The following is a 21797-nucleotide window of genomic DNA, read 5'->3' on the forward strand; positions in this document are numbered from 1 at the left end:
GGGCGCGGGAGCCGGGGCCGCCGTGGCGGGCGCGGGCGCAGGAGCAGCCGCCGGGGCAGGCGCGTGCACGTTCGTCGGCGGGGCGGCGCGCGTATCGTCCGGGACGGCCGCGGGCGCGGCGGCCGGGGCGGCGGCGGGCGTGGCCGGATCGTCGAAGCTGCGCTTGGGCGTCAGCGTCGGGCCGGACGTGGCGGGCTGGGCCCCGGGACTGCGCGTGCCGGTGGCGGAAGCAGGCGACTGGGCCTGGGCGGCGCCGACGGCGGCGACGCAGAACGCGGCGGCGAGGACCGCGCGCGCAAGGGGATCGATTCGGGCGCGAAGGAGACGCTGTCGCATGGCAATCCTGAAAAATCGAAGTCAGCCCGGATCGTACCGCGACCGGGCGCCGAAATCGAATGGCCTGGACGGGGCGCCGCCGGACCGTGGATTCCCCGGCTGGCGATGCCGGAACGGCCGTGACGCACAGCCCCTGGCCATGCCGGAACGGCCGCGACGCACGGTCCCTGGCCCGGCCGGAACCGTCGCGGGGCGCCGTCTCAGGCCGGGCCGGGCGCTAGGCTGGCCGGTGGCTGGCGCAACACCCGCCGGCAGAGCGCCAGCGCCAGCAGGCTCGACAGGGCGAAGCCCAGGGTCTGCCCCAGCAGCACGCCCTGCGCGCCGCCGTAGTGGGCGCCGACCCACACGAACGGCAGCGTGCCGACGGTGGCGCGCAGCCAGCCGATGACGGTGGCATAGGTGGCGTAGCCCAGGTTGTTGAACACCGCCACGGATACGAAGAACACGCTGTTGATCGCCCAGATGAAGCTGGCGTAGCGGCAGAAGACCAGCACCAGGTCGCGACCCGGCCCGGTGACCTGGAACAGGTCGGGAATCCACGGCGCCAGCAAGGCCAGCAGCGTGGCCGCGCCGAAGCCATAGGCCAGCGCCAGGCCGAGCGTGATGCGCACGGTCTGCCGCACCCGCGGCCACTGCCCCGCCCCCAGGTTCTGGCCCAGGATCGGGCCGATGGCGCCGGGCAGCACGAAGAACAGCGAGTACGACAGTTGCAGCACCCGGTCCACCACGGTCGCGCCGGCCATGACGCTGGGACCGAAGCCGGCGTAGGTGGAGGCGGTGAAGACCACCGCCGCGGGCGTGGCCAGCGCGCTCAGCGTGGCCGGCAGCGCGATGCCGCCGACGGCGGCCAGATCGGCGCGCAGGCTGGCCCGCGCCGGCCGCGCCACCAGCCGGTAGCGCCCGAACACCAGCCAGGCGCCCAGCGCCACCGTCGCCACGCGACCGACGCCGCCGGCCCAGGCCACGCCGCGCATGCCGCCGTCGAACACGAAAATCACCAGCGGATCCAGCGCCGCCACGGTGGCGGTGCCGGCCAGCAGCACCCACATCGACTGGCGTCCGCGACCGGCGGCGCGCAGCAGGTTGGACAGCATCATGCCCAGGCCCATCGCCACCGAGAACGGCGCGGTGATGGCCACATAGGACAGCAGCAACGCCCGCACGTCCGGCGCCAGCCCGATCGCCCGCGTGAACGGCCCGATCGCCAGCAGGAACACCGCCGCCGACAGCAGCGTGGCCGCGCCCATCAGCACCAGCGAGGCCGCCGCCAGCCGGCGCGCGCGCAAGGCATCGCCGGCGCCGAGGGCGCGCGACACCTGCGCCGCGCCGCCCACGGTCACGCCGATGCAGATCGACGTGATGGTGAACAGCGTCATCGAGCCGAAGCCCACCGCCGCCAGCACCGCCTCGTCGCGCAGCGTGCCCAGGTACAGCAGGGTCAGGAATTCAACAGCGAACACGGCCAGCATGCTGGCCCAGCCGGTCAGGACCATCTCGAGCACATGGCCGCGCAACGGTCCGGAGACGAAACGCGCGGGCATGGCGGCGGCGGCGTCCAGGCGGCTCTCCTAGCGCGGCGCGAACCAGTATTGCGCGCGGACCTCATCCGACGAATACCAGGGCAGCAGGCCGATGCTCTGCGACTCGCGCTGCACGGTCACCAGCAGCCCGCCCGCCAGCGGCCGCAGCAGCGCCATGGTGCGGTACATGCCCATCGATTCGTACTGGCGCCAGTCGCGCCGGGCGCTGATCCAGAAACGGCCCTGGGTACAGCCGCTGAAGCGCTGGATGCCGGGCACGTTCTCGCCCGGCGCATCGGGATCGGCGGCGCCATCGCGTTGCCGCAGCAGGTCAGCGCTGCCGCCGCCCAGGCCGTCGTCGGCCTCGACGCGCCAGCCGCCCGCGACGCTGACCAGGGTCACGCTGGCGGCCGCCGTGGGGCGCCAGGCGCGCTCGGCGGTGTCGCGCAGGCCGGGCAGGCCGAGCGTGTCGGCCAGGAAGCGTTGCAGGTCGGCGGCGCCGGCCATGGCCTTGCCGTCACGCAATTCGCCGGCGGCGCGATAGCGGCCGGCCAGGTCCGGGCACTGCGCCGGATCCGAGGGCAGCACCAGCGCCGCGCCATCCTTGAACGGCGGCCACTCGACCCTGACCCCGTCCACCGTCGACGTGCCGCATCCGGCCAGCGCCGCCAACGCCAGGAAGGCCGCCAGCCGCCGCGCGGCCAGCCCCAGGGTGGCGCCCATCATCCTCGTCATTGCCCGCTCCCCTCCGTTTCCATGGCGAGCAACTATACCGAAACCCGTCACCCGCGTTGCCAAGGCCCCGGCGCCGGAGAATAATCGGCGCATCGCTACTCTGCCGCCCGCCATGACGCCCTTCAAAGGAAAACTCCGCACCCGGCACCTGGAGATCGTGCTGACGGTCGCCGAGCTGGGCAACCTGTCCAAGGCGGCGGCGCAGTTGCACAGCACGCAGTCGGGCCTGTCGCGCGCCATCGCCGAGATCGAGGAACTGGTGGGCGCGCGGCTGTTCGAGCGCACCGCGCGCGGCACCAGCTGTACGCCGCTGGGCGAGGCCATGTGCCGCCACGCGCGCCAGCTGCTGACCGGCTTTCGCAAGGCCGAGATCGACCTGGCGGCGCTGTTGCGCGGCGACGAGGGCAGCCTGACGGTGGGCTGCTTCTCGATGTTCGCCGGCTGGCCGGTGGCGCAGGCCGCCTCGCGCTTTCGCGAGCGGCATCCGCGCATCACGCTGACACTGGAGATCGGCACGCACGAGCGCCTGATCGAGGACCTGGACGCCGGCGCGCTGGACGTGCTGATCAGCCGCTTCTCGTCCACGGTCGATCCGCGCATCTACCGCTCGGCCACCCTGCTGGAAGACGCCGTGGTGCTGGCCTGCGCGCCCGCCCATCCGCTGGCCGAACGGCCCGAGGTCACGCTGGCCGATTGCGTCGCCTACCCGTGGATCACGGCGCTGCCCGGCAGCCGCATCCGCGGCGAGCTGGAAATGCTGCTGTTACGGGAAGGCCTGCCGATTCCGGATATGATCGGCGCCCTATCCCTGGAATTCGGCCGCGAACTGCTGACGGTCGGACCCTATCTGTGGATGCTGCCCGGCAGCGTCGCGGCGGTGCGCGCCGCGCGCGGCGAGGTGGTGGTGCTGGCGCCCCGTCCCGCCCTGCGGCGCTCGCCGCTGGCGGCCATCTGGCGCCGCGACCGGCCCAGCACCCGCCAGGCCCGCGCCTTCGCCGACACGCTGGCCGAGGCCATCCAATCTTCTTCTTAGGAGCGCCCATGTACGACTGGCTCAACACCCTGCCCAAGGCGGAACTGCACCTGCACCTGGAAGGCACGCTCGAACCCGAGCTGCTGTTCCGGCTGGCCCACCGCAACGGCGTGGCGCTGCCATGGCCGGACATGGACGCGCTGCGCGCCGCCTACAACTACGGCAACCTGCAGGAATTCCTCGACCTGTACTACCGCGGCGCCGACGTGCTGCGCACCGAGCAGGATTTCTACGACCTGACCTGGGACTACCTGGTCAAGTGCCACGAGCAGAACGTGGTGCACACCGAGCCCTTTTTCGATCCGCAGACCCACACCGACCGCGGCGTGCCGTTCAAGGTGGTGCTGGACGGCATCAGCCAGGCGCTCGAAGACGGCCGCAAGAAGCTCGGCATCAGCAGCGGCCTGATCCTCAGCTTCCTGCGCCACCTGCCCGAGGAGCAGGCCATGCGCACGCTGGAAGAGGCGCTGCCCTACCGCGACGCCTTCATCGCCGTCGGCCTGGACAGCAGCGAAAAGGGCTTTCCGCCGCGCCTGTTCCAGCGCGTCTTCGACCGCGCCCGCGCCGAAGGCCTGCCGGCCGTGGCCCATGCGGGCGAGGAAGGCCCGCCCGAATACATCTGGGAGGCGCTGGACCTGCTGAAGGTGCTGCGCATCGACCACGGCGTGCGCGCCGCCGAGGACCCGCGCCTGATGGCGCGCCTGATCGACGAACAGATCCCCTTGACGGTATGTCCGCTGTCGAACACCCGCCTGCGTGTGTTCGACCACATGTCGCAGCACAACATCCTGTCGCTGCTGGACGCCGGCGTGAAGGTCACGGTCAACTCCGACGACCCGGCCTACTTCGGCGGCTACGTCACCGAGAACTTCCACGCGCTGTACGAGCACCTGGGCATGAGCCAGGCGCAGGCCCAGGCGCTGGCCGACAACAGCATGGATGCGCGCATCCTGAAGTAGCCCCGGCCGGCAGCCCCGGTCGCGGCACGGGGTATGCGGGTTGCGCATGGCCCGGTTCGAAACCGGCATGTCTGCCCGCCCCCTTTCGTCCCTACCATAGTCCCGAGCGGATGGCGGCCCTGCATGCCCTCCGCCGGAAACCAGGACGACAAGGGACCAGACCATGACTGACACCGTTCAGGCCGACCTGCGCGCCGGCAGGTTGACCGGACTGCGCGACGGCGACGCCTGCCGCTTCAGCGCCATTCCATATGCCGAACCGCCCGTGGGCGCGCTGCGCTTCGCGCCGCCCCAGCCGGCCCGCTGGCGCGGCCCGCGCGATGCCACCCGCCCCGGCAGCGTGGCGCCGCAACTGCCCTCGCGCCTGCGCGGCGCCATGGGCGACTTCGACGCGCCGCAGGCCGAAGACTGCCTGCACCTGACGGTGTGGACGCCCGCCGCCGACGCGCGCCGCCGGCCGGTGGTGGTGTGGCTGCATGGCGGCGCCTGGCAAAGCGGCGGCGGCGCGCTCGACTGGTACAACGGCGCGCGCCTGGCGGCGCGCGGCGACGTCGTGGTGGTGGCGGTGAACTACCGGCTGGCCGCGCTGGGCTGGCTGCACGTGCCGGGCGAGACCGCCAACGTCGGCCTGCTGGACCAGGAATGCGCCATCGACTGGGTGCTCGACAACATCCAGGACCTGGGCGGCGACCCGGCCCGCGTCACGTTGATGGGCCAGTCGGCCGGCGCCTCGTCGATCTGCGCCATGCTGGCGCGGCGGCCGCGCTTTGGCCGCGCCATCCTGCAGAGCGCCGCGCTCGGCCGCGGCTTTCGCAGCAGCGCGCAGGCCGCGGCGCTGGGCCAGGCATTCCTGGCCGCCGCCGGCGCCGACACGCTCGAACACGCCCGCGCGCTGCCGGTCGAGCGGCTGCTGGCGGCGCAGCAGGCGCCCGCGGTCATCGCGGCCCTGCAGGCCGAAAGCAGCCGCCGCAGCCTGTTCGGCCCGGTGCTCGATGGCCAGGTGCTGCCGGCCGACATCGCGCCGGCCTTGCGCCAGGCGGCTGGCCGCGCCGACGTGCTGGTCAGCTACACCCGCGACGAAATGGCGGCGTTTCCCGGCGGCGACGGCCCCGACTGCGCGGCCGCCAGCGAGGCGGTGTTCGGCGCGCCATCGCGCCAGTGGGCCGCGGATGCCGCCGCCCAGGGCCGCCAGGCCTGGCTGGCGCGCTTCGACGTGGCGCCCACGACCCGTTTCCAGGCCTGCCACTGCATCGAGCTGCCGTTCGTCTTCGACACGCTCGCGGCCTTTGCCGACGCGCCCATGCTGCAAGGCCTGGCGCCAACACAGGCCGCCGCGCTGGCGCAGACCACGCAACGCGCCTGGATCGCTTTCATTCGCGGCGAAACGCCCGCGTGGCCGGCCGCGCCGCACCTGGAACGGCTGGCCTGAAGTCCCGCGCCGGGCGCATGACCCGGCGCGTCCAACATCGACAAGGGGAATACCAATGCTCAAGCCATTCGCCATCGCGCTCGCCCTGCTGCTGCCCGCCGCCGCCGGCGCGGCCTATCCGGACAAGCCGGTCAAGATCATCGTCTCCAATCCGCCGGGCGGTCCGGTCGACGTGATGCTGCGCGTGCTGGCCAGCAAGCTGTCCACCGCCTGGGGCCAGGCGGTGGTGGTGGAAAACAGGCCCGGCGCGTCCGGCATCATCAGCACCGGCGCGCTGGTCAAGTCGGCGCCGGACGGCTACACGCTGGGCATGGTGGTGGCGTCGTCGGTGACGATCGTGCCGTTCGCGGTCGACCACCTGCCGTTCGATCCGCAAAAGGACCTGCAGCCGGTGGCGCTGGTGGCGCGCACGCCGTTCCTTTTCATCGTGCCCAGCGACAGCCCCATCAAGACCTGGCAGGACTTCGTGCGCGAGAGCAAGGCGCGCAGCCTGACGGTGGGTTCGTTCTCGATCGGCACCGCCTTCCACCTGGTGTGGGAGCAGACCGCCCGGCGCGCCGGCATCAAGGCGCTGTACATCCCGTCGTCCTCGTCCGGCAAGACGCAGAACGACCTGATCGGCGGCCAGCTCGACGTGGGGCTGGACGCCCCCTCCAGTTCGAAGGGCCTGATCGACAGCGGCCGCCTGCGGGCGCTGGCCATCACCAGCCCGCAGCGCTTTCCCGGCCTGCCGGACACGCCCACGCTGCGCGAGTCGGGCATGGGCGACTACGCGCCGCAACCGTGGATCGGCCTGATGGCGCCGGCCGGCGTGCCGGCCGACCGCGTGGCGCGGATCCAGCAGTCGGTCGCGGACATCCTCAAGGAACCGGCGATGAAGGCGCAGATGGAAACGCTGGGCATGATTCCGATCGGCGGCAGCGCGCAGGAACTGGCCGACACCATCGCCGCCGATCGCGCGCAGATGGAGCCACTGATCAAGGAACTGGGAATCAAGCTGCAGTAGGCGCGCCAGCGCGGGCCGGGGGAAGCCCGTTCATTCTTTATTGACCGACGGTCAGTCATTTATTAGAATGCGGTCATCCCCTTTCTTCCGGCCATCCGCATGACTCCCAATCGCCGCCGCGCCCTGGTGTTCGCCGTCAACCTGGGCAGCTTCATCACCATCCTGGACATCAGCATCGTCAACGTCGCCCTGCCCACCATGCAGGCGGCGCTGCGCATCGACATGGCCGGCCTGCAATGGGTGGTGGACGCCTACGCCCTGTTCCTGTCGGCCTTCATGCTGTCGGCCGGCCCGCTGGGCGACCGCTACGGCCGCAAGCGCTCGTGGCTGGCGGGCGTGGCGCTGTTCACGCTGGGCTCGGCGTTCTGCGGGATGGCCGACAACCTGCCGCTGCTGCTGGCCGGGCGCGCGGTGCAGGGCGTGGCCGGCGCGCTGCTGATCCCGGGCGCGATGTCGCTGCTGACGCAGGCCTTTCCCGATCCCGCCGAGCGCGCCCGCGCCATCGGCCTGTGGGCGTCGTGCAATGCCATTTCGCTGATCGTCGGCCCGATGCTGGGCGGCCTGCTGGTGGCGCACTTCAGCTGGCAGAGCATCTTCCTGATCAACCTGCCGGTGGGCGTGGTGGCGATCGCGCTGGGCGCCTGGGGCATCCAGGAAAGCGCGCATCCCGAGCACGCCGCCTTCGATCCAATCGGCCAGGCCCTGAGCGTGGTCTGGCTGGGCGCGCTGACGTATGGCCTGATCACCGCCGGCGAACACGGCTGGCAGGCGCCGGCCACCCTCGCCGCGCTGGCCGTGGCCGCGCTCGGGCTGATCGCCTTCCTGTGGGTCGAGCACACCGTGGCGCGCCCCATCCTGCCGTTGGGCCTGTTCCGCGACGCCGGCTTCGCCAGCACCAACTTCGCGTCGTTCGTGATGGGCTTCGGCGCCTACAGCAGCCTGTTCTTCTTCTCGCTCTACCTGCAGCACGTGCGCGGCCTGTCACCGCTGGAAGCCGGCTGGCAGCTGGCGCCGCAATTCGTGGCCACCGGAATCGTGTCGACGGTGTTCGGCCGGCTGAACCAGCGCTTCGGCCTGCCGCGGCTGATGATCGCCGGCTACGCCATGGTCGGCGCGGCCATGCTGGGCATGATGAGCTTCGACGCCCACACGCCCTATGCGCTGTCGGGCTCGCTGATGGTGCTGCTGGGACTGGGCATGGGACTGTCGGTGCCGGCCACCAGCATGGCGGTGATGGCGACCGTGCCGCGCGAGCGCTCGGGCATGGCTTCGGCCACCATGAACGCGCTGCGCCAGACCGGCATGACCATCGGCATCGCGCTGCTCGGCGCGTTGATGAGCGGCCGCGCGGTCGACGGCCTGGCCACGGCGCTGACGCGGCTGGGCCAGGCGGATGCGCAGGCGGTGGCGCGCATCGCGGTCACCCAGCATGTGCTGCCGGCGCGGCCCGATGGCGTGGCGGCGCTGTTCGCCGATGCGCTGGCGGGCGGCTTCCATGCCGCCATGGCCGGCGCCGGCGCGGCCTCGCTGCTGGCGGCGCTGCTGCTGTTGTGGGTCACGCGCGGCGCGCGGCCGGTGCTGCGAGCGGCATGAATGGATGCCGGGACGGGCGCATGGAACCCAGGCTGGACGCGGAATTCCAGCGCATGGAATTCCAGCGCCCGGAATCAAATCGCGCCGTTCTTAAGCAGGCGTAACAAGCGCGCCGCCGTGCATGCGCTCCGGTAAGATCTCCGCCCAATAACAGGTTAACAACCAAGAGGAGACATGCCATGCAACACCGCAAGATCCTGTTCCGCCTGGCGCCGTTGGCGCTGGCCGCGCACCTGGCGCTGAGCGGCGCCGCCGCCGCGCAAAGCGCGCCGGGCACGCAGGGGCCGCTGGCGCCGGCGCCCGCCCCCGAACTGGCCGCGCAGATCGACCAGCGCGCCAAGGCCATCGAGGACAAGCTCATCGCCTGGCGCCGCGACATCCACCAGCACCCCGAACTGGGCAACCAGGAAACGCGCACTTCCAAGCTGGTGGCCGACCATCTGCGCGCGCTCGGCATGGAAGTGAAGACCGGCGTGGCCGGCACCGGCGTGGTGGCGCTGCTCAAGGGCGGCAAGCCCGGCCCGGTGGTGGCGCTGCGCGCCGACATGGACGCGCTGCCGGTCAAGGAACAGGTCGACGTGCCGTTCGCCTCCAAGGCCAAGGGCACCTACCTGGGCAAGGAAGTGGACGTGATGCACGCCTGCGGCCACGACGCCCACACCGCCATCCTGATGGCCACCGCCGAAGTGCTCGCCGGCATGAAGGACCAGCTGCCCGGCAGCGTCAAGTTCATCTTCCAGCCGGCCGAGGAAAGCCCGGCCGACTTCGAGCCGGACGGCAAGAAGATCTGGGGCGCCAAGATGATGGTGCAGGAAGGCGTGCTGGACAATCCCAAGGTCGACGCGATCTTCGGGCTGCATGTCTCCAGCAGCTATCCGGTGGGCAAGCTGTCGTGGCGCAGCGGCCCGGCGATGGCCGCCGCCGACCAATTCTGGATCGACGTCACCGGCAAGCAGACGCACGGCGCGCGGCCGTGGTCGGGCATCGACCCGATCGTGGTCAGCTCACAGATCATCCTGGGCCTGCAGACCATTCCCAGCCGCCAGATCAACAGCATGCTGGAGCCGGCCGTCATCACCGTGGGCGCCATCCACGGCGGCAACCGCATGAACATCGTGCCGGACAGCGTCGCCATGACGGGCACCATCCGCACGTATGACGAGGGCATGAAGAAGGACATCCACCAGCGCATCGCGCGCACCGCCACGCAGATCGCGCAAAGCGCGGGCGCCAAGGCGGACGTGCGGGTGGTCGAGCTCTACAACGCCACCGTCAACAACCCCGGCCTGACCGAGGAAATGGGCGCGACGCTGCGGCGCGTGGCGGGCGAAGGCAACTACGGCCTGCAACCCAAGTCGACGGCGTCCGAGGACTTCTCGTTCTACCAGGAGAAGGTGCCGGGCATGTTCTTCTATCTCGGCGTCACGCCCAAGGACGTCGATCCCGAGACGGCCGCGCCCAATCATTCGCCGCGTTTCTACGTGGACGAATCGGGCCTGATCAACGGCGTGCGGGCGCTGTCGAACCTGACGGTGGACTACATGGCCAAGGCCAAACAAGGCAGCTAGCGCCCGGCATAAGCAAACCGCCATAAAGTCTTTGTGGCGGACGGCATGGTTTCCTACAGTACGGCCCTTTGCCGCCAAAGCGCCGACCCGCCATGCCGATCTCCCGCCGCCGATTCCTGCTTGCCAGCACGCTGGCCCTGCCGCTTGCGCGTCCGCGCCGGGCGCGCGCCGCCGCCTGGCCCGAACGGCCCATCCGCCTGGTGGTGACGTTTCCGCCGGGCGGCGCCAGCGACATCGCCGCGCGCGTCATCGCGCCGGCGCTGGGCGACCTGCTGGGGCAATCGATCGTCATCGACAACCGTCCCGGCGCCGGTTCCACCATCGGCGCGACGCAGGTGGCGCAGGCGCCGGCCGACGGCTACACCCTGCTGATGTCGAACTCGGCGCCGCTGTCGATCTCGCCCGCGCTGATGCCGCAGCACAACTACGACCCGCTGGCCAGCTTCCGCCACGTGGCCTACCTGGGCGCGGTGCCGACCGCGTTCGTGGTGCATCCGTCGGTGCCGGTCGAGACCTTCGCGCAACTGACCGAGTGGATCAAGGCGCAGCCGGCGCCGGTGCAGTACGGCAGCGGCGGCCTGGCGTCGGTCGGCCAGATCGTCGGCGAACTGTACGCGCGCCAGACCGGCGCGCGGCTCGAACACATTCCCTACAAGGGCTCGGGCGCGATGCGCAACGACCTGCTGGGCGGACAGATCCGTTTCGCGGTGGATGCGCTGCCGCAGAACCTGCCGTTCCTGCGCACCGGCCAATTGCGCCTGCTGGCCGTGACCACCGCGCAGCGCGTGCCGCAGGCGCCGGAGATTCCGGCGGTGGGCGAACTGGGCTATCCCGGCCTGGTGGCCGAGAATTTCGTCGGCCTGTCGGGCCCGGCGGGCCTGTCCGACGCCGTCAGCGAACGCCTGTACAACGCCTTGACGCAGGTGCTGCGCACCCCGGAGATCCGCGCCAAGCTGGAAGGCCAGGGCTTCGTGCTGGCGCAGAAGTCATCCAGCGAATTCACCGACTTCGTGCGGCGCCAGGCCGAGGCCTGGGGACCGGTGGTGCGCGCCACCGGAGCCAGCCTGTGAGCGCGCGCCGGTTGCTGGCGCTGTTCGGCCAACCCGGCCGCGGCGGCTTCAACGAGGCCGCCGTCGAAGGCGCGGCGCGCGCCGCGCGCGCGGGCCAGCCGTTGCAGATGGAATGGATCACGGCCAACGACCCCGACGCGCGCGCCGCGCGCCTCGCGGACCTGTGCGCCGCCGCGCCGGACCTGGTCATCGTGCATGGCGGCCAGGGCGATGCGCCAGTGGCGCGGGTGGCGCCGCGCTTTCCGCGCACCCAGTTCGCCATCACCCAGGGCAGCCATCATGCGGCCAATGTCGCCTCGTATGAAATCCTGCAGGAGCACACGGCCTTCCTGGCCGGCGTGCTGGCGGGCCTGCGCGGCGGCGCCGCGCATCTGTCGGGGGAACGCGTGCGGCCGGGGCTGAAGGGCCGCGCCGCCTATGCCGATGGCGTGCGCCGCGTGCGCGGGCAGGATCCGCTGACCGGTTTCTGCGGCAACCAGCACGACCCGGCGCTGGCCGAGGCCTGGACCGACGCGCTGGCGGCCGACGGCGCCCGCGTGGTGTTCGCGATGATGGACGGCGGCCGCGACGGCATCAGCCGCGCCTGCCGCCGCCATGGCCTGTGGCAGATCGGCAATGTGCTGGACTGGGTGGCGCGCGATCCGGCCGTGTACCTGGCGTCGGCGCTGGCCGACTCGGGGCTGTGCGTGGAACGGGCCGCGGCCGATCACGCCGCCGGCGCGCTGCGGGTCGGCGCGGTCACGCATTTCGGCCTGGAAGCGGGCGCATCGCTGCGGCTGGCGCTGGGCGCGGACGTCAGCGCGGAGGAACGCCGCGCGCTGGACGACTGGTCTGCGCGGCTGGCGCGCGGCGAGATCGCGGTCGCGCCCGACTACACGGGACCGGAATTCACGCCGCCGGCCCGGTAGCCGCGAAGCCCGCGTGGTACGCCACCTCGCCCCGCGCCGGCTGGGTGAACGCCTGCGCCATGAAGTACTCCGGCGGCACGCCGGGGTAGGTCAGGGCCGGCGTCGCCGCGAAGCCGAAGCGCGTGTAGTACGCCGGATCGCCCATCACCACGCAGCCGGCCGCGCCGCGCGCCTTGAGCGCGGCCAGGCCAGCCTCGATCAGGGCCGCGCCGATGCCGCGCCCCTGCATCGCGGGCAGCACCGCCACCGGCCCAAGCCCATACCAATCCGCCGCGCCGTCGCTGATCGCGACAGGCGAAAAGGCGATGTGACCCACGGCCCTGCCGTCCTCGCGCGCCACCAGCGACAGCGTCAGCGCGCCGGCCGCGCGCAGCGCGTCGATGATGTAGCCCTCGGTCTGCTGGCTGTGGGGATGGTCCTGGAAGGCTTGCTGGGTCAACGCGAAGATGGCGTCGATGTCGTCGGGGGTTTCGGCGGAAATTCGCATGACCCTTCTCCTTGGCGATGAATGCATGGCACAGACCGCGAGTGTAAGCCCCGCGATGATTGACGCCCGCCCGGCCCCTCGCTACAGTGACCGCCGACCCTGGCCGGCCACCCTGCCGCCGGCCGGCCCGCGAACCTGACGGCGCCTCGCGCCCCTTCTCCGGAATCTTCCATGAACAGCTACCGCGTCGGCATCGCCGGCTTCGGCGCCATCGGCCAGGCCGTGGCGCAATCCCTGGATGCCGGCCTGCCCGGCCTGACGCTGGCCGCCGTGGCCGTGCGCGATCCCCAGGCCGCGCCCGCGGTGGCCTGGCGGAACGCCAAGCCGGTGTTCACCACCATCGGCGAACTGGCCGACCATTGCGACGTGGTGGTCGAATGCGCCCCCGCCGCCGTGTTCCGCGAACTGGCCGAGCCGGTGCTCACGGCCGGCAAGAAGCTGGTGGTGCTGAGTTCCGGCGCGCTGCTGCGCCACGACGACCTGATCGAGGTCGCGCGCCGCCACCACGGCCAGATCCTGGTGCCGTCCGGCGCCATCCTGGGCCTGGACGCGATCACCGCCGCCGCCGAAGGCGAGATCCACTCGGTCACGATGATCACGCGCAAGCCGGTGCGCGGCCTGCTGGGCGCGCCCTACCTGACCGACAACAACATCGACATCGACGGCATCACCGAGCCGCGCCTGATCTTCCGCGGTTCGCCGCGCGAAGCGGCGGTGGGCTTCCCGGCCAACCTGAACGTGGCGGTGAGCGTATCGCTGGCCGGCATCGGCCCGGACCGCACCACGCTGGAGATCTGGGCCGATCCGTCGCTCGAGCGCAACGTGCACCGCGTCGAAGTGGTGTCCGACTCCGCCTCGTTCTCGATGGAAATCCAGAACATCCCGTCGGCCAACCCGAAGACCGGCCGCATCACCGCGCAAAGCGTGATCGCGGCGCTGCGCAAGCTGACCGGCCCGCTGCGCGTCGGCACCTGAGCGGCATCCGCGCACGACGGGCGCCGCCCGCGCCCCAGCCGGCGGCCGACCACCGGGACCGGGCCGCGCGGCGCAACGCCTCGCGCCGGCCTCAGGCCGCCGCCCACGTCAGCACCGGCCCCGGCGCCGCGGCCAGCGGCCCGGCGCGCCAGCCGCCCTCTCCGTCCAGGTCCAGCCGGTGGGTGTGGAACGCGTCCAGCGTGCTGCGGTGACCGACGCTCACCAGCATGGCGTCCGGCAGCTGCTCGCGCAGCAAGCCGTACAGCATGTGTTCCAGCCCTTCATCGGTGGCCGAGGTGGCCTCGTCCAGGAACACGATGGCCGGCCGGTTGAACAGCACGCGCGCGAACGCCACGCGCTGCTGCTCGCCGATCGACAGGATGCGCGACCAGTCGGCCTCGTGGTCCAGCCGCGCCGCCAGATGCCCCAGATTCACCGCCCGCAGGGCCGCCGTCAGGCGCGCGTCGTCGCCGGCCCGCGCATGCCCGGGATAGGCCACGGCATCGCGCAGCTTGCCCAGCGGCAGATAGGGACGCTGCGACAGGAACAGCGCGGCCGCGCCCTGCGGCCGCCGCACCGTGCCCTGCGCGTAGGGCCACAGGCCCGCCAGGGCGCGCAGCAGGGTGGTCTTGCCGCTGCCCGACGGCCCCTTGATCAGCAGGGCCTGGCCCGGATGCAGCGCCAGATCCAACTGCCGCAGCAGCGCGCGGCCATCGGGACGCGACACGTCCAATCCGCTGATTTCCATGGCGTCCGGCAAAGGCAGCGCCGCGATCGCCGGCAGCTCGCGCGCCGCCGCGTTGGCGTCGAGAAAACCGGCCAGGCGGTTGAGCGTGGCGCGGTACTGCGCGAACGAATCGTACGAGGTGCGGAAGAACGACAGCGAATCCTGCACCTGGCCGAACGCCTGCGAGGTCTGCATGACGTCGCCCAGCTTGATCGCGCCGCTGAAGAAGCGCTGCGCCTGCAACAGGAACGGGAACACCACGGCCACCTGGCTCACCACCAGGTTGAAGCCGTCGAACTTCAGACCCCGGTACACCCGCGCCCACAGGTTGGCGATGTAGGCCGAGAAGCGCGCCCACAACGTCACCCGCTCGACTTCCTCGCCCTGGTAGAAGGCCACGTTTTCGGCATTCTCGCGCAGCCGCAGCAGGGCATAGCGGAAGTTGGCGGTGAGCCGCTCGGACAGGAAGTTCAGCAGGATCAGCGGCCGGCCGATGCGGAACGCGAACAAGGTGGCGACGAGCACATACACATACACCATGAACACCATGGCGCGCGGGATCTCGACACCCGCCACCTCGAGCGCGCCGGACAGGTTCCACAGGATGCCGGTGAACGCCACCAGCGACACCACGGCGCTCAACGCGCCGATCGCCAGCGAGCGTGATCCGGTCACGAACAGGGCGATGTCCTGCTCGATGCGCTGATCGGGGTTGTCGACCGGCTCGCCGACGAAATGGCCGCGGTAGTAGGCGCGCGCGCCGAGCCAGTCGCGCGTCAGGCTGTCGTTGAGCCAGACCCGCCAGTGGATGTCGAAGGCCTGGCCGGCGTAGCTGTCGATCAGGGTGCGGATCACGTGCACCGTGGCCAGCACCGAGAAGATGCCCAGGAAGCGCCAGAACGCGTTCGGATCGAGCGCCTGCAGCGCGCTGTAGAAGCCGTTGTACCAGAACGAAAACAGCACGGTCATGCGCACCGAGAACATCGCCAGGAACAACAGCGCGGCCAGCGTCAGCAGCGGGCGCCAGCTGCGCCGCGGCGTCAGGTAGGGCCAGGCCAGGCGCCAGAACTTGCGCCCCCAGTCGGTCCAGCGCGCCAGCGCCAGCGTCGCCACTGCCAGCGCGACCACGCTGATGCCGAACGCGCGCGCCAGCCAGAGCGCGCTTTCCCACAGCTGTTGCTGCCAGTTCAGATCCATGAGCCACCCCTCTGATGCCGTTTCTGGTTAGAACGGCCGGGGCGGCGCGGTTCCGGCGCAAGCGCCGTCTTAAGCGTGGCTTAAGTGTTCTCCGGCGTAACTGAAGGCGTCATGAAAGATCCCGGAAAGGCGCCGGGAAATGTTCGAGGATCTGGCGGTGATTGGCGCGGCGCGTCAGTGGCCGGCCAGGTCCAGGTTGGCGAACAGGTCGGCCAGCGTCGGCACCGAACGGGCCGGCCAGATCGCGCTCAGGTCGAAGCTGGGCAGGCGCTCGCCGTCGCGCACTTCGCAAAAGCGCACGCCGCGGAAATCCATCGAGCGGATCCAGCTGGGCAAGAGCGCCACGCCGCAGCCGCCAGCCACGCAGGCCAGCACGGTCAGGGTGCGGTTGGCCTCCTGCGCCACGTGGGCGTCATGGCCGCCCTTGCGCATGGCGTCGAGGATGTCGGCATAGAACGCCGGCAGTTGCGATTGCGGATACATCACCAGGCCGGCCTGCGCGATCTGCGCCATCGAGACCTGGCCATCGGCGGCGACGTCGAACTCGTCCGGCACGGCCGCCACCAGCCGGTCGCGCAGCAGCTGGCGCTCGCGCATGCGGCCGCCCACGGCCACCGGCGTATGCATCAGGCCGATGTCGATCTCGCCCGTCTGCAGCGCCTCGGCCTGCTCGGCGTTGCTCATCTCGCGCAGGATCACGCGCACGCCGGGCGCCTGCCGCCGCATCTCGCGCAAGGCCCGCGGCAGCGTGTCGAACAGCGCCGACGACACCAGCCCCACCGTCAGCTGGCCGGCGCTGCCGCGGCCGATCTCGCGGGCCCGGCGCGCGGCGGCGTCGATGCGCGCGACGCTGGCGCGCACGTCCTCCAGGATGGCCTGGGCCGCGGGGGTCGGCGTGGTGCCCTGGCGCGAGCGCTCGAACAAGCGCACGCCCAGGTCCTTTTCCATGCGTCCCAGGGCCTGGCTCAACGCCGGCTGGGCGATGCCCAGCCATTCGGAGGCGCGGCTGACGCTGCCGTGGTCCACCACCGCCAGGAAGTAGCGCAAATGCCGGGTTTCCATATCAATCCAATATAAATAAAGCAACTTTCCAGAATGGAAAACTATACCCTGCCTCCCTAGAATGCCGTTTACAGAACCTTACATAACGCGCGGGGCACGGACCCCGCCCAGGAGACTGCCTTGCCCCCCTCCGTCACCGGCCCCGCCGTCGACAGCCACGCCCACGTCTTCCTGCAGGGCCTGGCGTTGGCGGACACGCGCCGCCACACCCCGGACTACGACGCCCCGCTGGCCCAATACCTGGGCCTGCTGGACGCGCACGGGCTGTCGCATGGCGTGCTGGTGCAGCCCAGCTTCCTGGGCACCGACAATAGCCACCTGGTACAGGCGCTGCGCGCCGCGCCGACGCGGCTGCGCGGCGTGGCGGTGGTGGACCCCGCGATCGACGACGCCGGGCTGCAGGCCCTGGCCGCGGCCGGCGTGGTCGGCATCCGGCTCAACCTGATCGGCCTGGCCCTGCCCGACCCGCGCACGCCGGCGTGGCAATCCCTGCTGGCGCGCGTCAACGCGCTCGGCTGGCACGTCGAGGTCCACGTGCAGGCCGCGCGCCTGGCCGATATCATGCCGGCGCTGCTGCAGGCCGGCTGCCGCGTGGTGGTGGATCACTTCGGCCGTCCCGACCCGGCCCTCGGCGTGGCCGACCCCGGATTCGGCTACCTGCTGCGGCAGGCCGCCAGCGGCCAGGTCTGGGTAAAGCTGTCCGCGCCCTACCGCAACTGGACCGGGGCGGCCTGTGCCAGCGCCGGCCGCGAGGCCGCGCGGCAACTGCTGGACGCCTACACGCCCGCCCGCCTCATGTGGGGCAGCGACTGGCCCCACACCGAGCATCGCCACCTGGCGTCCTACCCCGCGGCAACGCAGTGGCTGGACGACTGGATCGACGACCCTACGCAACGGCGCGCCGTACTCGCCGAGACACCGTTGCGGCTGTTCCAATTCCAAGGAGAATTCCAATGACCCCTCTGTTCCAACGCCTCGCGCGCCGCGCCAGCCTGCTGGCTGCCGCCGGTCTGCTGGCTGGCGCCGCCGGCACCGCTGCCGCCGCCTACCCCGAGCGCGCCGTCACGCTGGTCGTGACCTACCCGCCCGGCGGCACGGTCGACGTGGTGGCCCGCCTGATCGGCCCCAAGCTGGCGGCTGAACTGGGCCAGCCGGTGGTCATCGAAAACCGCGGCGGCGCCGGCGGCATGATCGGCGGCGCCGTGGTCGCCAAGGCCCAGCCCGACGGCTACACGCTGATGCTGGACGCGTCCAACCACGCGCAGAACCCCGCGCTGCATTCCAAGATGCAGTTCGACACCCTGACCGCGTTCGCGCCGGTGTCGCTGCTGTTGCGCGTGCCCAACGTGCTGGTGGTGACCCCGTCGTACGAGGTCAAGACCGTGGCCGACCTGATCCGCCTGGGCCAGCCCGGCAGCAAGGACCACGTCTACTTCGCCTCGGCCGGCCCCGGCTCGGCCCAGCACCTGGCCGGCGAACTCTTCAACCTGCTGGCCAAGACCCAGCTGCAGCACGTCGCCTACAAGGGCGGCGGCCCGGCCATGATCGACGTCATGTCCGGCCAGGTGCCGGTGATGTTCGCCAGCATGGGCTCGGCCTGGCAGCACGTGAAGAACGGCAAGCTGCGCGCGATCGCCGTGGGCGGCTCGGAACGCTCCAAGGCGGCGCCGGACCTGCCCACCATCGCCGAATCCGGCGTGCCCGGCTACGAGACGTATGAGTGGAACGCGGTGTTCGCGCCGGCCGGCACGCCGCCGGAAATCGTCAACAAGGTTTCCCAGGCGCTGGCCAAGGTGCTGAAGGACCCGCAGATCGCCGAGCAGCTCGAAGGCATCGGCGCCGAGCCCATCGGCTCCACGCCCGCCGAACTCGACACCTTCCGCCGCGCCGAGATCGCCAAGTGGCAGCGCGTGGTCAAGGAAGCCGATCTGAAACTGGATTGAGTACTGCCGGGCGCATGCCGCCCGACAACCGGAATGCCGGTCTTGGACGCCCCTCGGGGCGTCCTTTTTTTTGGTTTTACGGCGGCTCTCCGATGCGATACAACAGCACTTCAAGCGTGCTCAGGGAAATCCGCAGCGAGATGAACCACGACAGCAACGAGCCTTCCTCCTTCCTCCCGCCCGCCGACGCCCGCCTCGCGGCCGGCGCCGACGGCGCCACGCTCGACGGTCTGGCCGACGGCTTCCTGTCGCTGGATCGCCACTGGCGCGTGCGCTACCTGAACCCGGCCGCCGAACGCCTGCTGCGACGCAGCAGGCTTGACCTCGTGGGACACGGCCTGTGGGACAGCTGTCCGGACCTGGTCGGCACCGGCTACTACGATGCCTGTCGCGGCGCCATGCAGACCGGCCGCCCGGCGCAGCACATCGGCTACTACGCGCCGCTGGCCAGCTGGTTCGAGGCCCGCGCCTTTCCGCACGAGGGCGGCCTGGCGGTGCTGTTCCGCGACGTCTCGCGCGAACGCGAGGAGACCGCCCAGCTCAGGTACCAGGCCACCCATGATTACCTGACCGGCCTGCCGAACCGGCGCCAGTGCATGGACACGCTGTCCACCGCCATCGCCGAGGCCGAGCAGGCGCTGGCCGCGCAGGGCCCGACCCTGGCGGTGCTGTTCCTGGACCTGGACCGCTTCAAGGAAGTCAACGACGCCTTCGGCCACGCCGAGGGCGACCTGCTGCTGTGCGACGTGGCGGAGCGGCTGCGCAAGTTCCTCACGCCCGCGATCTTCTGCGCCCGGGTCGGCGGCGACGAATTCCTGCTGGTGCTGCGCGGCACCAACGAGCGCGCGGCCGAGGCCCTGGCCAATTCGATCCTGAATGCGCTGTCGACCCCGAGCGACATCCACGGCCGCTCGGTCTCGCTGGGCGCCAGCATCGGCATCGCGCTGATGAACTCGCCCGGCGAATCGGCCGAGATGCTGCTGAACTATGCCGACGCGGCCATGTACGCGGCCAAGTCGGCCGGCCGCTTCCAGGTGCGGGTCTATCACCGCGAGCTGATGCAGGGGCTGGGCGCGCGCCTGTCGCTGCGCGGCGACATCCAGGGCGCGCTGGCCAACAACCAGTTCGAGCTGCACTTCCAGCCGCAGATCAGCATGCACGACGGCTCGCTGTGCGGCGCCGAGGCGCTGCTGCGCTGGCGCCATCCCACCCGCGGCCTGCTGGCGCCGGCCGCGTTCCTGGACGTGATCCTGGATTCGCCGATGGAGTCGGCGCTGACCGAATGGGTGGCCAACGCCACCTGCCTGCACATCAGCGAATGGCTGGGCGAGGGCCTGCCGGTGCCGCGCATCTCGTTCAACCTGTCGGCGCGCCAGCTGGTGGCCCCCGACCTGGCCAACACCATCGTGCGCCTGGCGCAGGTGCACGGCGTGCCGCCGACGCTGCTGGACGTGGAGGTCACCGAGAATTCGCTGATGAGCGACGTCGAGAAGGCCTCCGGCATTCTCGCGGCGTTGCGCGAGGCCGGCATCTCGGCGTCGCTGGATGACTTCGGCTCGGGCTATTCGAGCCTGGCGTACCTGGTGCGGCTGCCGATCGACACGCTCAAGATCGACCAGTCGTTCGTCTGGGCGCTGGGCAAGGTGCCGACCGCCACCGCCGTGATCCGCGGCGTGGTGCGGCTGGCGCATTCGCTGGGCATGCGCACGCTGGCCGAGGGCGTCGAGACCGAGGCGCAGCGCCAGATGCTGATCGAGGAAGGCTGCGACGCGATGCAGGGCTTCCTGTTCAGCCGCGCGCTGCCGGCCAGCGCCTTCGCCGCGCTGCTGCGCGAAGTGCCGCGCTGACGCGACCCTCTATCATGTCCGCCTGACGACCCGATTGATGGCGGCAATGACGATGGACAGGATACGGCTCGACAAATGGCTCTGGGCGGCGCGCTTCTACAAGACGCGCAGCCTGGCGGTGGACGAAATCGGCAAGGGCCGCGTGCAGGTCAACGGCCAGCCCGCCAAGCCGGCGCGCGAGGTCGGCCCCGGCGACGTGATCAGCATCCGCAAGGAAGACCCGCCCATCCAGGTGCGCGTGGTCGCCGTCAGCGGCGCGCGCGGCCCGGCGCCGGTGGCGCGCCAGCTGTACGAGGAAACCCCGGAAAGCGCCGCCGCGCGCGAACGCGCGGCCGAGATGCGGCGGCTGGCGCCCGAGCCGGCGCTGGACATCGCCGCCGGCCGGCCGACCAAGCGCGACCGGCGCCTGATCGACCAGATGCGGGGCAAATAGGCGGCGCCCTGCTGCCCCGGTTGAGATCCGCTCATGGCAATACAACACCGATTCGGAATTCATATTGTCGACAAGTCCGTATGAAACGGTTTGCCGTTAGTATGCTGCGTCAGCGAGAAAAGGACGGAGCATGGAAAGGACAACCCCAGCGTTTACGGAAGATCAACTAGTCAAGGAAGCTGAAGTCCGCCTAAGGAATTTCTTCACGGCGCGCAGCCGTAAGTTCCTGTCATACACTCCTGAAAATACCTTGCAGAATTTCTATCAGCTCGATCAGTATTGTGCGGACTTGGTCGCATGCGTGGACGATTGGTATCCGCTCCTGTTGGAGTTCAAGCTCTTCGACGGTAAGTATCTGCCATCATTCAAGAAGACCCAACATGAAGGCTTGATGCTTCTGAATGAACATGGCGTACCGGTACGCTATTGCTTCAATCGCACGACCCATATGGCCGTTGCCGACGATGCCGAATTCCTAGATGCACTGCTAACCTGCGAGGCCAAGCCGCTACCATCCCGAACACCTGTTACGACACACTCGAGCCTGCTGAATCTACTGACTAGCCAGGAGCACGGCGACCATAAATTGGCCCCATTGGCGTTTTGTTATTCGGGGGTGTTCGAGAAAGCACAAGTGGCGGAGTTGAACACAGCTCGGCTGCTCATTCTTGCCGACACATCAGTGCTTTCGCTGCCTGCACAATACGGCAAGCAGATCGTGGACCGGATCTGGGCAAATCAGCAAAAATCAGGGCGGAAACCCGGTAAGGTATTGCAAGAACTGCAGAGCGAAATCATAAGACTCAGGATGAGCTATTCGGAGCTGGTGGCTGAATTCCAAGCAATCGAGCAACGCGATAGGCAAGAACTCGGCGAAGCGTTTGGATCCATTGACGAAATGGATCCCAGGTCCGACGAGCCGCCCTCCTATCCATCACCCGGGATGTAGAGAACGACGGCCCTGCCTCG

General features: G+C 70.4%; 19 protein-coding genes and 1 pseudogene. 14 read left to right on the forward strand and 6 right to left on the reverse strand.

The window, feature by feature from the left end; all coding sequences use genetic code 11:
- The 3 genes and pseudogenes from AOZ53_RS35140 to AOZ53_RS27410 form a co-directional block, all read right to left on the reverse strand.
- Positions 1-336: pseudogene (locus AOZ53_RS35140) on the reverse strand (lytic murein transglycosylase); the annotation flags it as partial.
- 200 nt (positions 337-536) lie between these two features.
- The gene (locus AOZ53_RS27405; protein WP_054490179.1) at positions 537-1877 is read right to left on the reverse strand and encodes an MATE family efflux transporter; all 1341 of its coding nucleotides are present in this window, start codon (positions 1875-1877) and stop codon (positions 537-539) included.
- A gap of 27 nt (positions 1878-1904) precedes the next feature.
- Positions 1905-2591: a hypothetical protein gene (locus AOZ53_RS27410; RefSeq protein WP_231690698.1), complete on the reverse strand. Its 687-nt coding sequence runs from the start codon at positions 2589-2591 to the stop codon at positions 1905-1907.
- Between the two features lie 112 nt (positions 2592-2703).
- Between AOZ53_RS27410 and AOZ53_RS27415 the strand changes: the two genes are divergently transcribed.
- The 8 genes from AOZ53_RS27415 to AOZ53_RS27450 all read left to right on the forward strand — a co-directional run bounded on the left by AOZ53_RS27415 (position 2704) and on the right by AOZ53_RS27450 (position 12157).
- On the forward strand, positions 2704-3624 hold the full coding sequence (locus AOZ53_RS27415; protein ID WP_054435210.1) for a LysR family transcriptional regulator: 921 nt from the start codon (positions 2704-2706) through the stop codon (positions 3622-3624).
- An 8-nt stretch (positions 3625-3632) separates the two neighbouring features.
- Complete coding sequence (locus AOZ53_RS27420; protein ID WP_054435212.1) at positions 3633-4583, forward strand: adenosine deaminase; 951 nt, start codon at positions 3633-3635, stop codon at positions 4581-4583.
- Between the two features lie 163 nt (positions 4584-4746).
- Positions 4747-6012, forward strand: a complete 1266-nt coding sequence (locus AOZ53_RS27425; protein WP_054435215.1) for a carboxylesterase/lipase family protein — start codon at positions 4747-4749, stop codon at positions 6010-6012.
- A gap of 55 nt (positions 6013-6067) precedes the next feature.
- On the forward strand, positions 6068-7018 hold the full coding sequence (locus AOZ53_RS27430; protein ID WP_054435218.1) for a Bug family tripartite tricarboxylate transporter substrate binding protein: 951 nt from the start codon (positions 6068-6070) through the stop codon (positions 7016-7018).
- Between the two features lie 99 nt (positions 7019-7117).
- Positions 7118-8611: an MFS transporter gene (locus AOZ53_RS27435; protein ID WP_054490184.1), complete on the forward strand. Its 1494-nt coding sequence runs from the start codon at positions 7118-7120 to the stop codon at positions 8609-8611.
- Between the two features lie 179 nt (positions 8612-8790).
- Positions 8791-10179, forward strand: a complete 1389-nt coding sequence (locus AOZ53_RS27440; protein ID WP_054490186.1) for an amidohydrolase — start codon at positions 8791-8793, stop codon at positions 10177-10179.
- A 92-nt stretch (positions 10180-10271) separates the two neighbouring features.
- Positions 10272-11249: a Bug family tripartite tricarboxylate transporter substrate binding protein gene (locus AOZ53_RS27445; protein WP_054478869.1), complete on the forward strand. Its 978-nt coding sequence runs from the start codon at positions 10272-10274 to the stop codon at positions 11247-11249.
- The gene (locus AOZ53_RS27450; RefSeq protein WP_054490188.1) at positions 11246-12157 is read left to right on the forward strand and encodes a BMP family ABC transporter substrate-binding protein; all 912 of its coding nucleotides are present in this window, start codon (positions 11246-11248) and stop codon (positions 12155-12157) included. Before AOZ53_RS27445 ends, AOZ53_RS27450 begins: the two co-directional genes overlap by 4 nt.
- Here the strand turns inward: AOZ53_RS27450 and AOZ53_RS27455 are convergent.
- On the reverse strand, positions 12138-12644 hold the full coding sequence (locus AOZ53_RS27455; protein WP_054478873.1) for a GNAT family N-acetyltransferase: 507 nt from the start codon (positions 12642-12644) through the stop codon (positions 12138-12140). The two genes, AOZ53_RS27450 and AOZ53_RS27455, sit on opposite strands and share 20 nt — an antisense overlap.
- A 171-nt stretch (positions 12645-12815) precedes the next feature.
- On the opposite strand from AOZ53_RS27455, the gene AOZ53_RS27460 reads away from it, so the two are divergent.
- A complete protein-coding gene (locus AOZ53_RS27460) occupies positions 12816-13619 on the forward strand; it encodes an aspartate dehydrogenase (protein ID WP_054478875.1) in 804 nt (267 codons plus the stop codon).
- Positions 13620-13710: 91 nt separating this feature from the next.
- Here the strand turns inward: AOZ53_RS27460 and AOZ53_RS27465 are convergent, their stop codons facing one another.
- Positions 13711-15543, reverse strand: coding sequence for an ABC transporter ATP-binding protein/permease (locus tag AOZ53_RS27465; protein ID WP_054490190.1), 1833 nt, complete (start codon positions 15541-15543; stop codon positions 13711-13713).
- Positions 15544-15717: 174 nt separating this feature from the next.
- Positions 15718-16605, reverse strand: coding sequence for a LysR family transcriptional regulator (locus AOZ53_RS27470; RefSeq protein ID WP_054435243.1), 888 nt, complete (start codon positions 16603-16605; stop codon positions 15718-15720).
- 120 nt (positions 16606-16725) lie between these two features.
- On the opposite strand from AOZ53_RS27470, the gene AOZ53_RS27475 reads away from it, so the two are divergent.
- The 5 genes from AOZ53_RS27475 (at position 16726) to AOZ53_RS27495 (ending at position 21777) form a co-directional block, all read left to right on the forward strand.
- Entirely contained in the window at positions 16726-17562 is an 837-nt protein-coding gene (locus AOZ53_RS27475) for an amidohydrolase family protein (RefSeq protein ID WP_054490192.1), read from the forward strand.
- Complete coding sequence (locus tag AOZ53_RS27480) at positions 17559-18548, forward strand: tripartite tricarboxylate transporter substrate binding protein (protein ID WP_054478884.1); 990 nt, start codon at positions 17559-17561, stop codon at positions 18546-18548. The genes AOZ53_RS27475 and AOZ53_RS27480 overlap by 4 nt, the downstream gene beginning before the upstream one ends.
- Before the next feature lie 116 nt (positions 18549-18664).
- Positions 18665-20395 (forward strand): putative bifunctional diguanylate cyclase/phosphodiesterase, encoded by a 1731-nt coding sequence (locus AOZ53_RS27485; RefSeq protein ID WP_231690455.1) that lies wholly within the window; start codon positions 18665-18667, stop codon positions 20393-20395.
- 52 nt (positions 20396-20447) lie between these two features.
- Complete coding sequence (locus AOZ53_RS27490) at positions 20448-20828, forward strand: RNA-binding S4 domain-containing protein (protein WP_054478886.1); 381 nt, start codon at positions 20448-20450, stop codon at positions 20826-20828.
- A gap of 130 nt (positions 20829-20958) precedes the next feature.
- Positions 20959-21777 (forward strand): hypothetical protein, encoded by an 819-nt coding sequence (locus AOZ53_RS27495; RefSeq protein WP_156333548.1) that lies wholly within the window; start codon positions 20959-20961, stop codon positions 21775-21777.
- The last annotated feature ends 20 nt before the right edge of the window (positions 21778-21797 follow it).

Source organism: Achromobacter sp. 2789STDY5608621 (assembly GCF_001299375.1).
GTDB classification, from domain to species: domain Bacteria; phylum Pseudomonadota; class Gammaproteobacteria; order Burkholderiales; family Burkholderiaceae_B; genus Achromobacter; species Achromobacter insuavis.

Bases quoted from the DNA above. Each gene is read 5' to 3' on its own strand.
- AOZ53_RS27405 (WP_054490179.1), bottom strand. From the start codon at position 1,877: ATGCCCGCGCGTTTCGTCTCCGGACCGTTGCGCGGCCATGTGCTCGAG.
- AOZ53_RS27410 (WP_231690698.1), bottom strand. From the start codon at position 2,591: ATGACGAGGATGATGGGCGCCACCCTGGGGCTGGCCGCGCGGCGGCTG.
- AOZ53_RS27415 (WP_054435210.1), top strand. From the start codon at position 2,704: ATGACGCCCTTCAAAGGAAAACTCCGCACCCGGCACCTGGAGATCGTG.
- AOZ53_RS27420 (WP_054435212.1), top strand. From the start codon at position 3,633: ATGTACGACTGGCTCAACACCCTGCCCAAGGCGGAACTGCACCTGCAC.
- AOZ53_RS27425 (WP_054435215.1), top strand. From the start codon at position 4,747: ATGACTGACACCGTTCAGGCCGACCTGCGCGCCGGCAGGTTGACCGGA.
- AOZ53_RS27430 (WP_054435218.1), top strand. From the start codon at position 6,068: ATGCTCAAGCCATTCGCCATCGCGCTCGCCCTGCTGCTGCCCGCCGCC.
- AOZ53_RS27435 (WP_054490184.1), top strand. From the start codon at position 7,118: ATGACTCCCAATCGCCGCCGCGCCCTGGTGTTCGCCGTCAACCTGGGC.
- AOZ53_RS27440 (WP_054490186.1), top strand. From the start codon at position 8,791: ATGCAACACCGCAAGATCCTGTTCCGCCTGGCGCCGTTGGCGCTGGCC.
- AOZ53_RS27445 (WP_054478869.1), top strand. From the start codon at position 10,272: ATGCCGATCTCCCGCCGCCGATTCCTGCTTGCCAGCACGCTGGCCCTG.
- AOZ53_RS27455 (WP_054478873.1), bottom strand. From the start codon at position 12,644: ATGCGAATTTCCGCCGAAACCCCCGACGACATCGACGCCATCTTCGCG.
- AOZ53_RS27460 (WP_054478875.1), top strand. From the start codon at position 12,816: ATGAACAGCTACCGCGTCGGCATCGCCGGCTTCGGCGCCATCGGCCAG.
- AOZ53_RS27465 (WP_054490190.1), bottom strand. From the start codon at position 15,543: ATGGATCTGAACTGGCAGCAACAGCTGTGGGAAAGCGCGCTCTGGCTG.
- AOZ53_RS27470 (WP_054435243.1), bottom strand. From the start codon at position 16,605: ATGGAAACCCGGCATTTGCGCTACTTCCTGGCGGTGGTGGACCACGGC.
- AOZ53_RS27480 (WP_054478884.1), top strand. From the start codon at position 17,559: ATGACCCCTCTGTTCCAACGCCTCGCGCGCCGCGCCAGCCTGCTGGCT.
- AOZ53_RS27490 (WP_054478886.1), top strand. From the start codon at position 20,448: ATGGACAGGATACGGCTCGACAAATGGCTCTGGGCGGCGCGCTTCTAC.
- AOZ53_RS27495 (WP_156333548.1), top strand. From the start codon at position 20,959: ATGGAAAGGACAACCCCAGCGTTTACGGAAGATCAACTAGTCAAGGAA.